Genomic DNA, 13235 nt, shown 5'->3' on the forward strand with positions numbered 1-13235 from the left:
TTGACGTTAATCTATAATCGGCATCGTGCTGACTGCAGCGATACCTGCAGGCGTGATGTGGCATTTTACGGCGTAAGCTTCAACCCCGCGCCGCATCGCCCGTTCAAAAGCCGCCGCGTAAACCGGGTCCAAATCGCCGCATATCCTCAATTGATCGCAATCTCCTCGCTGAATCACATAGAGCATCACGCCACGATGGCCAGTTTCCACCATGTTGCCAAGCTCGTCCAGATGTTTTGCGCCGCGAGCGGTGGGAGAATCGGGAAATTCGGCCAAGCCGGGCGTACGCGAAAAGTGTACGTTCTTCACTTCGACATAGGCGGTTGGACGGTTCGGGTCGGTGAGCAATATATCGATGCGTGAATTGGCGCCATAACGTTGTTCGCGCTTAAGAGCGGCATAACCAGCAAGCGACGGGATTAATCCGGCAATAATCGCTTCTTCTGCAATGCGGTTGGGCAGGCCGGTATTGATTCCAACTATGTGCCCGGAGACTTCAACCATTTGCAACGTGTGCGGGTATTTTCGCTTCAGATCGTGACTATGGGAAAGCCAGACCTTTATTCCCGGATCGGTCAAACCCAACATGGACCCGGTATTGGGGACCGAACTGGTAATTGCCTTGCCATCATCCAGAACGATGTCTGCAAGAAAGCGTTTATAGCGCTGCACCAAAGTGCCGGTAACAAGTGGGGAGGCAAAGATCATCCGGCAGAACTAGCGCAAGCCGGTCATTAAATCGATAGGTTTAAATTCAGTGGTTTCGCAACACAGCACTAATGACATCTGCGAAAGTGGTGTTGGCCATTAGGACCATGGTCGCAGCGGCCAATCCGGCCGCGAGAAATTTCAATGTAGTGTTGATATTATTATTCATATTCGTGATTTCCTGCATGAATTCATCCTAGCGGAAAACGAGCCTATAATGTGTTCCAATGACGTTTGTACAAAGGCGACCGTCATACAAAAAACCTGCCTTGGGAAAGGCAGGTAAGTTTGCTCTGGGGTGGGAGAATCGGACTCGTTGGAGGTAAAATGCGAGTCCTGTTGTCACGATGGGAATCGTGGCAACAATTTATGATATGCCAGCTCACCATTTCAGCCTCATAACTTTGTCTAACATGTCGTGACAAAGCTTGAAAAAACCGGGCTGTTCTAATTCTTCAGAGTGTCACATGCTGCGCGGAGGGACAAACGTTAGGAGGACTTTGATGAAATACAAGATTTTCCTGCCTCTGATGGCAGTGGCGGCTTTCTCCCTTGCAGCCTGCGATAACAAGCCTGCAGACACAGGCACCCCGCCTGCGACCACTACGGAGCCTGCAACCCCACCGGCAGCTCCGGCCCCAGCAGAGCCTGCTCCATCGCAACCTGCACCAGCGAATTAATCTATCCGAGATTGAAATAACGGCCCGCTCACCCAGAGCTGGCCGTTTTTATATGCGAAAAGCACAGGCAATTATCTTTGCCGTACAAAGTGCTGATTTTTATTGGAAAAAGACTGGTACGCCCAAGGGGAATCGAACCCCTGTTTGCGCCGTGAAAGGGCGCCGTCCTAACCGCTAGACGATGGGCGCCTCCGGTGAAGCGGCTTATAGTGAAACAGTATTTCCGCCGCAACCCCATAATGCATTCTTTTTTAGAAAAAGTGCAGTTTATGCGAAATTTATTGAAAAGACGGTTGCGCGGAAACCTTCAACCCCACGAGAAAAGCCAATTGGAATCAGCCTTTTCTGCCCGAACAGCGCCAATTCCAGTCCCGGCGCGGGCCAATATCCACATGTACCGATTCGGTATGGCAGTAAGTGCCGACGCCGCCACGACCTGTCATGGCGCGAGCAAAATTGGCCAATTCCCACTTGCTGATTCCAGGGACCTGAATATCAGCGGCGGCGCATGACATATGAAGAGAAGCCTTGGCGCCGTTTACTTTGCGATTATAGGGAGGACTGCGATAGCCGGAGGTTACAATGACGGATTTGCCATACTTGCGCTCGATCAGCTTCAAAATGCCCACCAGTTGCGGTTTCAGGCAGGCAACATCAACGCTTTCACGTTGAACTTTCAGGCCATTGGGTGCCAGGCGCGCAAGACCCGCCGCCGAAGCCAAAATTACAGGAGCGCCCGCTGCTTCAATGTCGTCATCTTCATAGAGACTATCGCGCTGCATGATCTGGATGCCGGCATTTGGCCGTACACCGGGCAGGGATGCAAGATGTTCAGTCCGGCCAGCAAAGGAATCAGCGGATGGAAGGTCGCTTTCAGATGCCCCGGCAGGCTTTGATTTAGGCTCGATTACCGCAACAAGCCGCTGATTGGCGGGTTTGGAGCGATTATTGGAGAACAGTCGCAAAAGTGCGCCATTGTTCTTCTGTGTAGCCGCCGCCGGTTTGGTTTCTTCCGGAGGAGCCGTGTCCGCAACGGCTGTTTCTGCAAGCTTGGGTTCAGGTTTTGCGGATTCTGCTGCCGCTGCAGGTGTTTCAGGCGCGGGAGCCGGTGCAGTCTCTGTTTTTTTCGTCATGCTTCCAAAAAGAGAAGTCCTGACGGGAGGTTGCGCAACAACGGTCGCTGCACTTGCCACTTGTACTTCTTCTGTTTTCGTCCCGGCATCCGCTGCCACATCGGTCTTTACATCCGTCTTGGCAAGCTCAGGCTTGCTTTCGCCTGGCTTTACCGCGCCATTGACCGCCTGCAAGGCGTTTGTTTCTGTGGATCCGGCCAATGCCAGCGCCTCAGGGGTTACTTGCGCATTACCGCCAGAGGGCAGGGAGGTTTGAGTATCGCTCGCAGCAGCTTGATCAGTTGGGGCAACAGTCAATGCGGAAGTAACGCTGGGATTGGAGCCAGTAGATGTGCAAGAAGTTGCTATAAGAGCTGCAAGGCCCATAACGCATACGACTGTGCTTGCCCGTAAGGCTGAAACTGAACGCGGCAGTGTTTTCAACGATTCCCCCGTCTGGACGTCCGGCACGATTCGATAATTCAATCCGGCCCGTTTATAAGAGCATTAAGCCCACGAAGTTCTATTGAGGCGCAAATACACCGGCAGAGAGCAACAATAACTAGTTGTTTTTAGCGATCCGCACAAGACACGAACTATATACACAATGAGGCAAAAGCGTGATCTGACACTTTCCTGCCATGGTCCTTAATCGAAAGTTACAGTGAAAATTAATGCTATAGCTGCGTAATTACACGCGTATTCTCACATAAGTGCCGGGTGCATCTGCCAATACCTGCACGTTATTTTCGCCCGGTATGCGCGGCGCGACACGCGTATTATCCTGTTTTTCTATCCAGGCATGCCAGTGATTCCACCATGATCCCGGGTGCTCGACACTCTTCTCCAGCCATGATTCGAATGAACCAACAGGTGTATCTCCGGTCCAGAATTGATACTTGTTCTTGGCAGGAGGATTGACCACGCCAGCTATATGGCCGGAACCGGAAAGGACATAGGTGATGTCGCCACCAAAATACTGGCAGCCGGTGAATACGGACAATGCGGGAGCGATGTGATCTTCTTTTGCCGCAAGATTGTAGATGGGAATCTTCACATCAGCCAGTGACAGGCTTTCGCCGGCCAGCTTCATCATTCCTTTAACGAGGTTATTATCAAGGTAGCAATTGCGTAAGTAATAGGAGTGGTTGGCTGCACTCATACGCGTCGCATCTGCATTCCAGTATAGCAGATCAAATGGCACGGGATCGCGCCCGCGCATGTAATTATTGACGACATAGGGCCAGACAAGATCGCCAGACCGCAGCATATTGAAAGCGGTCGCCATGCGGGTTCCGTCAAGATAGCCTTCCGCAGACATTGCGTTTTCGAGGGCGCGAATCTGATCCTCGTCAACAAACACTTTCAAATCACCGGCGTGGGTGAAGTCTACCTGCGTTGTAAACAGAGTGGCACTTTTGATTCGATCTTCGCCTTCCTTGGCAAAGAGAGCGAGCGCAGCGCTAAGCAATGTGCCACCTACACAATACCCGATCGCATTGACCGCCCGTTCGCCGGTTGCAGCCTCAACTGCGTCAAGGCCGAAGCGCAAGCCCTCATTGATATAGGCTGTCCAATCCTTGTGCGCGTGCCGTTGATCCGGGTTCACCCATGAAATGACAAAAACCGAATGACCATGATCAATTGCCCATTTTATAAATGATTTTTCAGGGTTCAGATCGAGAATATAAAACTTGTTGATCCAGGGCGGGCAAATCAGGAGAGGGCGCTTGAGCACATCCTTGGTGGTGGGCTCGTATTGAATAATTTCCGCAACGTCGCTTCTGGCGATGACCTTTCCTGGTGTCGTTGCCACGTTTTCTCCAAGAGCAAACTTGGTCAAATCCGATTGGCGCAAGCGAAGATCGCCGCCGCCAGCAACAATGTCCTCCGCAAGCATTTTCATGCCGCGAACGAGATTCTCGCCGTTGCTGGCAACTGTTTCCTTATAGAGTTCCGGGTTGGTCAAAAGGAAATTACTTGGTGAAGCCGCGGTTGTGATCTGTTTGACGTAAAATGACGCCTTGTGGCGCGTGTGATCATCGAGCCCTTCGGCATTCTCAACCAGATCACCTGCCCACCTCGCAGTGACCAGATAGGCCTGTTTTAAAAAGTCAAAGAATGCGTTTCGTCCCCAATCCTCGTCGGTGAATCGCTTATCGCCCTTCTCCGGCGCAGCAATATCCTCAACTTCCTCGCCGCTTATGCGCCTGATGGAGTTTGACCAGATCGCCATATAGCTCGAAAACAATTTTGTTTGGGCTTCAAGCGCGCGGCTGGGTTCTGAGAGCCAATATTCGGAGACCTTCGATAATGTTTTGACAATATCGGTGACAGGATCGGCGAGCGTGTCGCGCTTCAAGCCTTTTTCGCGCGGCTCGACCCAGGCAGAGGCCGCTTTGCCAGCCTGTTCGATCATATGGGCGACATTGCGGGCAAAGGCCTCCGGGTCCTTGACCACATAGTGATCCAGGCTGGGTATCTTTGTGCTTTTATCGCCTTGATTATCCATACAGTGGCATCCTCCCGCCAATTCTCCCGATCAGCATTATTGACATGATAACATAAGTTGGTGCTATCCCTCCAAGGTGCATTTATTGTAGCCATGATAAATATCGTTTTTCTGAGTCAGGACACACAATGAAAATCTCGCTCAAACTGCTCATGCGCTGCTCGGCAAGCGCCGTTATGATCGTTGGCTTGAGCGCGTGCGCCAATACAAGCCCTGCGCCAATGTCGAATTCTCCAATGACAGGACCGGTCAACACCGGAACCTATCCGCATTTTACGCCTGACCCTAAAGGTGAAACGACCCAGTTTACGCCGGAAGAGAAAGACGCTTTGCGCAACCGTACGACTGCGGCAAAGAACAGCCAAAGAGGTCCTTCCGCCGATCCCGCGGCCGCTGCGCGCAAACAGGCCGAAATCCGCTTGCTGCGTCAGCAGCAGGCAGAAGATCTGAAGGCTATTGAAAGCGGCCAGCAGTAGGACCGTTCCTGATTTTTCTGCTGCGCTGACTGCTATTTCCAATGGCGATTAAGTAGCCATCCGATAATGCATTGCTGCATTGCGCAAAAATTGGTTGTGCAGCCATCGCGGAATAGGCAGCATCATGCTTTCTCTCATTTGCGGTTGCTCGCTATGCCTTTACCGATTCTTGCCCTGGCCATTGCTTCCTTTTGCATAGGCACCACCGAGTTTGTCATCATGGGACTGCTGCCGGAAGTTGCGGCTGATCTTGGTGTATCGATCCCCAGTGCCGGACTACTCGTGACGGGTTATGCGCTAGGCGTGGTCATTGGAGCACCGATCATCGCAATAGCCACGGCTTCCCTGCCGAGAAAGCCCGTGCTCATCGGGCTTGCCATGCTCTTTGTTGTCGGCAATCTTTTTTGCGCCATCGCGCCCAATTACTGGATGCTGATGATCGCCCGTGTTGTCACTGCCTTCGGACATGGCGCTTTCTTTGGAATTGGCTCGGTTGTGGCCGCAAACCTCGTGCCACGCCATAAGCGGGCGAGCGCTATTGCGCTGATGTTTGCAGGGCTAACGCTTGCCAACATTCTTGGTGTTCCGGCTGGAACGGCTCTCGGTGAAGTTTACGGCTGGCGCGCCACCTTCTTTGCCGTCGTCGCTATTGGCGTTGCGGCTGTGATTGCAATTATAGCGCTGGTGCCGTCTTCCAAGAATGAGCCGAAAGGAAGCGGCATTCTCAGCGAGGTCAAGGTGCTGGGCAAGCTGCAGGTCTGGCTTGCCATGGTAATATCGGCGCTTGCCTCGGCCAGTCTTTTTGCGGTCTTCACCTATATCAAGCCAATCCTGACAGATGTTTCCGGCATTTCGACTTCGGCAGTAACATGGGTTCTCCTGCTTTTCGGTGCGGGCATGACTGTCGGCAATGTTATCGGCGGTAAACTCGCCGACTGGAAACTTATGCCGACCGTTATAGGGACTTTGATTGCGCTGGTGCTGACACATGTCATCTTGGCCGAGATTTCGGGTTTGCCGACAGCGATAATCATTACCGTGTTTTTCTGGGGTGTTTTGACCTTTATCATTGTTCCACCTTTGCAGATGCGAGTCGTCGAATCTGCAGATGAAGCACCAAATCTTGCAGCTACGCTCAATCAGGGTGCTTTCAACGTGGGGAATGCCTCCGGTGCCTGGATTGGTGGGGCAGCGCTTACTCTGGGCGTTCCATACCAGTATTTGCCATTCGTTGGTGCTGCCCTGGCTCTCATGGGGCTGGCTGTGGCGGTATGGTCAACTTTGCTTGACCGCAAGGCGCATCACGCCAGGATGATCTCAGAAGAAGGTCAGCAATTCGGCCTTGAACCGCTTGCCGGTATTTGAACTTCTGCCAGTGCGTAAAGTCTGCAAATCACGTGGAAGTCAAAAGGGCCTTGCGGCTCACTTATGCATGTCCGCATTTAGGGCTAAATCGGTTGTAGGACCGAATGTCGCAGTTGGGATTTGCCATGCCGGGCCGCTGCAACCTGCAATCTACATTAATATCATTCTAAAAAGCTTTTTGCGGCCTTTTTACACTAAAATGGGGGTAAAAATGCCTAAATGAGACGATATTTCCGTGGCGGAATAGCGTGTGGATGATAATACGCGCGCAGCTTCGCGACGATTGTTGCACTTGCGTGCATGACGCTAACGCGCTAACCCTCGGCCATCGAGCCAACTTCAAAAGACGGCGCGATCTGCCGTGCATTATCGGCAGTCATGTGTATGACATGGCATTCTTGTCAGCCTGAGTTCACAAGGCAGAAAAAGACGGATCATGAACGAGCTCTTAAGTTCCTACCTGCCCATCGTTATCTTTATCGGTGTGGCGCTGGTAATCGGTCTGGCACTGTTGATTGCACCGTTTCTGGTTGCATACAGCGCGCCTGACCCTGAAAAATTGTCGGCCTATGAGTGCGGCTTTAACGCATTTGACGACGCCCGCATGAAGTTCGACGTGCGCTTTTATCTCGTCTCCATCCTCTTCATTATCTTTGATCTGGAAGTGGCCTTTCTTTTCCCCTGGGCGATATCGTTCGGTGACGTGGGTTGGTTCGGTTTCTGGTCAATGATGGTATTCCTGGGCGTCCTCACGGTCGGCTTTATTTATGAGTGGAAAAAGGGAGCGCTGGAATGGGATTGACCGACAGCACCACCACCCTTGTGGCACCGCAACCAAAGGGCATCATTGATCCCAATACGGGCAAGCCAATTGGTTCTGACGATGCCTTCTTCGGCGAGATCAATAATGAATTGGCCGATAAGGGCTTTCTCGTTACTTCCGCTGATGCATTGGTAACCTGGGCGCGCACCGGCTCGCTGATGTGGATGACCTTCGGTCTTGCATGTTGCGCGGTCGAAATGATGCATACCTCGATGCCGCGCTATGACGGCGAGCGTTTTGGTTTTGCCCCACGCGCTTCACCGCGCCAGTCCGACGTGATGATCGTCGCGGGAACGCTGACCAACAAGATGGCTCCAGCGCTGCGCAAGGTCTATGACCAGATGCCAGAACCCCGCTATGTTATCTCGATGGGCTCCTGCGCCAATGGCGGCGGTTACTATCATTATTCCTATTCTGTCGTTCGCGGCTGCGATCGGGTGGTTCCGGTAGATATTTATGTCCCCGGGTGCCCACCGACTGCTGAAGCGCTCTTGTATGGCGTGTTGATGCTGCAGAAGAAAATTCGCCGAACCGGCACGATCGAGCGATAGGGTGGGTGCGATGTTTGAAGAAGCATTGAGTGAACTTGCGACCTATTTGACGGAAAAGCCGGGTCTCACATTGAAGTCGGTTGGTATTGCCTATGGTGATCTTTCCGTAGAGGTGGATGCTGATGCGCTGCTCGCAACGCTGGCATTCCTTCGCGACGATGTGCAGTGCCAGTTCATCTCGTTGATTGACATTAGCGGCGTTGATTATCCATCGCGCGTAAATCGCTTCGATGTGGTTTATCACTTGCTTTCACCCCGCCAGAATCTGCGCATCCGGGTGAAGGTTTCAACCGATGAAGATACGCCTGTTCCTTCAGCCACGCCTGTATATCCCGGTGCTGATTGGTATGAGCGCGAGACATATGATCTTTATGGTGTTCTCTTCTCCGGTCATCCGGATCTTCGCCGCATTCTGACCGATTACGGCTTTGAGGGTCACCCGCTTCGCAAGGATTTTCCGTTGACCGGGTTTGTCGAGGTTCGCTACGACGACGAAGTAAAGCGCGTTGTCTATGAGCCGGTTGAACTCAGGCAGGAATTCCGCAACTTCGACTTCCAGTCTCCTTGGGAAGGCACCGATTATGTGCTTCCGGGCGATGAGAAGGCCAAGGTGAATTGAGGTCCGCCCGATGAGCGAGCACGGCAATCCATCCGCACAATGTCAGGAAGCCAACAATGGCTGAAACTCAAGTTCGTAACTTTAACATCAACTTTGGCCCGCAACATCCTGCGGCGCATGGCGTTTTGCGCCTCGTGCTGGAGCTTGACGGCGAAGTTGTAGCACGTGTCGATCCGCATATCGGCCTGCTGCATCGTGGCACTGAAAAGTTGATGGAAGCCAAGACCTATCTACAGGCTGTGCCTTATCTTGATCGCCTGGACTATGTGGCGCCGATGAACCAGGAGCACGCCTATGCGCTTGCTGTGGAGCGTTTGCTCAAGATCGAAGTCCCTAAGCGCGGCCAGCTGATCCGCGTGCTCTTTTCTGAAATCGGCCGTATTCTTTCCCATCTGCTGAACGTGACGACGCAGGCGATGGACGTGGGTGCGCTGACACCGCCGCTCTGGGGCTTTGAAGAGCGCGAAAAGCTGATGGTATTCTATGAGCGCGCATGTGGCGCACGCATGCATGCTGCCTATTTCCGTCCAGGTGGTGTGCACCAGGATCTGCCGGATCAGCTCATCGAAGATATTGGCAAATGGTGTGATCCATTTTTGCAAACTGTAAAAAATCTCGATGATTTGATTACGCCAAACCGTATTTTCAAGCAGCGTAACGTCGATATCGGCGTCGTAAATCTTGAAGATGCCTGGGCTTGGGGCTTTTCCGGTGTGATGGTTCGCGGCTCTGGCGCGGCTTGGGATTTGCGCAAGTCGCAGCCTTATGAATGCTATTCGGAAATGGAATTTGATGTTCCAATCGGTAAGAATGGCGATTGCTATGATCGTTATCTGATCCGTATGGAAGAGATGCGCCAGTCGGTTCGCATCATGCGCCAGTGTGTCGAGCAATTGCTAGGCAAGGAGCGGGTAGGGCCTGTTTCCAATACGTCTGCAAAGATCGTTCCGCCGAAGCGTGGCGAGATGAAGCGCTCCATGGAAGCGCTGATTCATCACTTCAAGCTCTATACTGAAGGTTACCATGTGCCTGCTGGCGAGGTTTATGCCGCAGTCGAAGCGCCAAAGGGTGAATTTGGTGTGTTTCTGGTTTCCGACGGGTCGAACAAGCCTTACCGCGTCAAGCTGCGCGCACCTGGTTTTGCCCATCTTCAAGCCATGGATTTTCTATGCCGTGGTCACATGCTAGCCGACGTTTCCGCCATTCTCGGCTCGCTTGATATCGTATTTGGTGAGGTTGATCGTTAATGTCAGTCCGTCGTCTAGCCGAAGATAACGTCCAGCCCGCTACCTTCGCGTTCAATCGCGAAAACAGCGCCTGGGCGAAGCTTGCAATCAAGAAATATCCCAAAGGCCGCGAGCAGTCCGCTGTCATCCCGCTTTTGATGCGGGCGCAGGAACAGGATGGCTGGGTCACCAAAGCAGCCATTGAGCATGTTGCAGAAATGCTCGACATGCCGATGATCCGTGTCCTTGAAGTCGCAACTTTTTACACGCAGTTTCAGCTGAAGCCGGTCGGTACGCGTGCGCATATTCAGGTTTGCGGTACAACGCCTTGCATGCTTCGCGGTTCGGAAGACCTGAAAAAGGTCTGCCAGAGCAAGATTCATCATGAGCAGTTTCATTTGAATGAATCTGGTACATTGTCATGGGAAGAGGTTGAATGCCTCGGGGCCTGTGTCAATGCCCCCATGATCATGGTGTTCAAAGACACTTATGAAGATCTGACGCCAGAACGTCTTGAAGAGATTATCGATGCCTTCGAGGCAGGAAACGGCGCGTCCGTGCCCGTTGGTCCTCAGATTGACCGTCATTTCTCGGCTCCCCAAGGTCTTCCGACTTCGCTTATTGATACTGCCGCAATTGTAAAATCAGGTCGTGGAAGCAAGGCGGCCAGCGCAACGTCGCAGGTTCCGCCCTCCAATGCGAGCAAGCCGGTAACGCATGATGATGCAACTAATCCGGCAATCAAAACACCTTCTCCGGTGAAGGCGGCAAAGGGTGGTGAGGCGGCGACATCAAAGCCAGCGCCGACAGCCAGTTCAGCGGCCCGGATGATCAAGAACCCGCCATTGGCGGAAGGTTCGCTTGGCGAGAAGCCCGATGTGCAGACCATCAAGGCGCCTGCCAAGGCAGCTTCGCTCACTGACAATAACCGCCCGGCCGGCATCGAAAAGCCAGCGATCGTTGACGATCTCAAGTTGATTGCCGGTGTTGGCCCGAAGATTGAAGGCATTCTTCACGATCTTGGTATATTCACCTACGCGCAGGTCGCGGCGTGGAAAAAAGCCGAACGTGAATGGGTTGATAATTACCTGAATTTCAAGGGACGTATCGAGCGCGACGATTGGGTCAAGCAAGCCAAGGCTTTGGCCAAGGGCGGCGAAGCTGAATACATCAAGGTTTTCGGCAAGAAGCCGAGATAAATTGGATTGGCGGATGCGCAATTTGCATTCGCGAGTATGGACGAAGAGAGTAGGACCGGTGCGAAATGCTTGCTGATAAGGACCGCATCTTCAATAATATTTATGGCCTTCACGACAAGTCGTTGAAGGGCGTGATGTCACGCGGCCATTGGGATGGCACCGCGGGCATCATTGCCAAGGGCCGTGATTGGATCATCAACGAGATGAAGGCCTCCGGCTTGCGCGGACGCGGGGGGGCAGGCTTTCCGACCGGTCTGAAATGGTCCTTTATGCCGAAGGAAAGCGACGGCCGTCCGCATTATCTCGTTATCAATGCCGATGAATCCGAGCCGGGCACATGCAAGGATCGTGATATTATGCGGCACGATCCGCATACATTGATCGAGGGTTGCCTGATCGCCGGTTTCGCCATGGCTGCCCATACTTGCTATATTTATGTGCGCGGCGAATATATCCGCGAGCGTGAAGCGCTGCAGCTTGCCATTGATGAATGCTACGATGCTGGCCTGCTCGGCAAGAATAACAAGAATGGCTGGGATTATGACATCTACGTCCATCACGGCGCAGGTGCCTATATTTGCGGTGAAGAAACAGCGCTGCTTGAAAGCCTTGAAGGCAAGAAGGGCCAACCCCGCCTGAAGCCGCCATTTCCGGCCAATATGGGTCTTTATGGCTGCCCGACCACTGTAAACAATGTCGAGTCCATCGCTGTTGCGCCGACCATCTTGCGTCGTGGTGCTGCCTGGTTCTCGGGTATTGGCCGTCCAAACAATGTCGGCACCAAGCTTTTCATGGTGTCGGGTCACGTCAATAATCCTTGCACTGTTGAAGAAGAAATGGGCATTCCGTTCCGCGAGTTGATTGAGCGCCACGCGGGCGGCATTCGCGGTGGCTGGGATAATCTTCTGGCGGTCATTCCCGGCGGTGCCTCATGTCCGGTGGTTCCTGCTGCGGACATTATTGATTGCCCGATGGATTTCGACGGGCTGCGAGCTGTCAAATCATCTTTTGGCACGGCTGCGGTTATCGTCATGGACAAGTCCACGGATATTGTTCGCGCAATTGCCCGTCTTTCCTACTTTTTCAAGCATGAAAGCTGCGGTCAGTGCACGCCTTGCCGTGAAGGCACTGGCTGGATGTGGCGCGTTATGGAGCGCATGGTGACCGGTAATGCGCAGAAGCGCGAAATCGACATGCTGCTTGATGTAACAAAGCAGATTGAAGGCCACACGATTTGTGCATTGGGCGATGCCGCTGCATGGCCGGTTCAGGGATTGATCCGTCATTTCCGCCCGGAAATCGAACGCCGTATCGATGAGTTTTCACGTAACGCAGATGCAAGCCGTCCTGTGCTTGTGGCTGCGGAATAGGGTTGAAGGATTGATGTCCAACATCGGAAACAAACCACTGGGATCTGACTGGGCGGCTTTCTTGCCGAAACAGATGATTCCGGTTGCCAATCTATTGGCACCTCAGCTCGAGGTAGCCGCGGCTGTTTCTGTTGCGAGCACTGCTATTGCCACACGCATGTTCGGCATTTGGACAAATGCCATGCTTGGCTCGTTCGATTTGAAGACGACAGGCGTGAAACAAACCGCTCCTGTCGCTATTGCTGATCTTAAGGCAGCCATTCGTGAGAAGACAGGCGAGGCAGCAAAGGCTTCCGAACCGGCCCAGCGTAGCAAGAACGATGTTATCGCCAATTCGTTGGAAAATATTTCATCGGCAGCAATCGAGGATCTTAAAAAGATTTCGGGGGTAGGGCCGAAGCTTGAACAAGTTCTCAACTCCATGGGCATTCGTTCTTATGCGCAGATCGCAGCATGGACAGCGGATGATATTGCCAAGATTGATGGACAGCTGAAGTTGAATGGCCGGATTTCGCGGGATGACTGGGTTGGTCAGGCAAACCGTTTTGTAAGTGAAGTAAAATAAAGAGCATGCCGGTCGTACCGGCGGTATGA

The 13235-nt window shown here is 52.8% G+C and carries 13 protein-coding genes and 1 tRNA gene; 10 read left to right on the forward strand and 4 right to left on the reverse strand.

Translation table 11 applies throughout. The annotated features are described in order from the left end of the window. Positions 1-6: 6 nt before the first annotated feature. Positions 7-708 carry a DNA/RNA nuclease SfsA gene (gene sfsA, locus V9K92_RS10430; protein WP_337353918.1) on the reverse strand — a complete coding sequence of 234 codons (702 nt, stop codon included), beginning with the start codon at positions 706-708 and terminating at the stop codon, positions 7-9. Between the two features lie 503 nt (positions 709-1211). On the opposite strand from sfsA, the gene V9K92_RS10435 reads away from it, so the two are divergent. Further along, positions 1212-1388, forward strand: a complete 177-nt coding sequence (locus tag V9K92_RS10435) for a hypothetical protein (protein ID WP_307284627.1) — start codon at positions 1212-1214, stop codon at positions 1386-1388. A gap of 114 nt (positions 1389-1502) precedes the next feature. Here V9K92_RS10435 and V9K92_RS10440 read toward each other — a convergent pair. The 3 genes from V9K92_RS10440 to V9K92_RS10450 form a co-directional block, all read right to left on the reverse strand. After that, positions 1503-1577: transfer RNA gene (locus V9K92_RS10440), tRNA-Glu, on the reverse strand. A gap of 146 nt (positions 1578-1723) precedes the next feature. Beyond that, on the reverse strand, positions 1724-2887 hold the full coding sequence (locus V9K92_RS10445; RefSeq protein ID WP_337353953.1) for a YcbK family protein: 1164 nt from the start codon (positions 2885-2887) through the stop codon (positions 1724-1726). A 304-nt stretch (positions 2888-3191) separates the two neighbouring features. Further along, positions 3192-5012 carry a class I poly(R)-hydroxyalkanoic acid synthase gene (locus V9K92_RS10450; RefSeq protein WP_115055321.1) on the reverse strand — a complete coding sequence of 607 codons (1821 nt, stop codon included), beginning with the start codon at positions 5010-5012 and terminating at the stop codon, positions 3192-3194. A gap of 128 nt (positions 5013-5140) precedes the next feature. On the opposite strand from V9K92_RS10450, the gene V9K92_RS10455 reads away from it, so the two are divergent. The 9 genes from V9K92_RS10455 (at position 5141) to V9K92_RS10495 (ending at position 13206) form a co-directional block, all read left to right on the forward strand. Next, positions 5141-5488: a hypothetical protein gene (locus tag V9K92_RS10455; protein WP_115055319.1), complete on the forward strand. Its 348-nt coding sequence runs from the start codon at positions 5141-5143 to the stop codon at positions 5486-5488. Positions 5489-5641: 153 nt separating this feature from the next. After that, positions 5642-6853 carry an MFS transporter gene (locus V9K92_RS10460; RefSeq protein ID WP_337353919.1) on the forward strand — a complete coding sequence of 404 codons (1212 nt, stop codon included), beginning with the start codon at positions 5642-5644 and terminating at the stop codon, positions 6851-6853. Positions 6854-7289: 436 nt separating this feature from the next. Further along, positions 7290-7655, forward strand: coding sequence for an NADH-quinone oxidoreductase subunit A (locus V9K92_RS10465; RefSeq protein ID WP_115055317.1), 366 nt, complete (start codon positions 7290-7292; stop codon positions 7653-7655). After that, the gene (locus V9K92_RS10470) at positions 7646-8227 is read left to right on the forward strand and encodes a NuoB/complex I 20 kDa subunit family protein (protein ID WP_115055314.1); all 582 of its coding nucleotides are present in this window, start codon (positions 7646-7648) and stop codon (positions 8225-8227) included. Before V9K92_RS10465 ends, V9K92_RS10470 begins: the two co-directional genes overlap by 10 nt. A gap of 10 nt (positions 8228-8237) precedes the next feature. Continuing rightward, the gene (locus V9K92_RS10475; protein ID WP_115055312.1) at positions 8238-8846 is read left to right on the forward strand and encodes an NADH-quinone oxidoreductase subunit C; all 609 of its coding nucleotides are present in this window, start codon (positions 8238-8240) and stop codon (positions 8844-8846) included. Positions 8847-8902: 56 nt separating this feature from the next. After that, positions 8903-10093: an NADH-quinone oxidoreductase subunit D gene (locus tag V9K92_RS10480; protein ID WP_115055310.1), complete on the forward strand. Its 1191-nt coding sequence runs from the start codon at positions 8903-8905 to the stop codon at positions 10091-10093. Continuing rightward, complete coding sequence (locus V9K92_RS10485) at positions 10093-11271, forward strand: NADH-quinone oxidoreductase subunit E (protein ID WP_115055308.1); 1179 nt, start codon at positions 10093-10095, stop codon at positions 11269-11271. The genes V9K92_RS10480 and V9K92_RS10485 overlap by 1 nt, the downstream gene beginning before the upstream one ends. Before the next feature lie 65 nt (positions 11272-11336). Beyond that, on the forward strand, positions 11337-12641 hold the full coding sequence (nuoF, locus tag V9K92_RS10490; protein WP_122083550.1) for an NADH-quinone oxidoreductase subunit NuoF: 1305 nt from the start codon (positions 11337-11339) through the stop codon (positions 12639-12641). A gap of 13 nt (positions 12642-12654) precedes the next feature. Beyond that, entirely contained in the window at positions 12655-13206 is a 552-nt protein-coding gene (locus V9K92_RS10495; protein WP_307284647.1) for a helix-hairpin-helix domain-containing protein, read from the forward strand. The last annotated feature ends 29 nt before the right edge of the window (positions 13207-13235 follow it).

It is taken from the genome of Phyllobacterium sp. CCNWLW109 (genome assembly GCF_037203905.1).
Taxonomy (GTDB): Bacteria; Pseudomonadota; Alphaproteobacteria; order Rhizobiales; family Rhizobiaceae; genus Phyllobacterium; species Phyllobacterium ifriqiyense.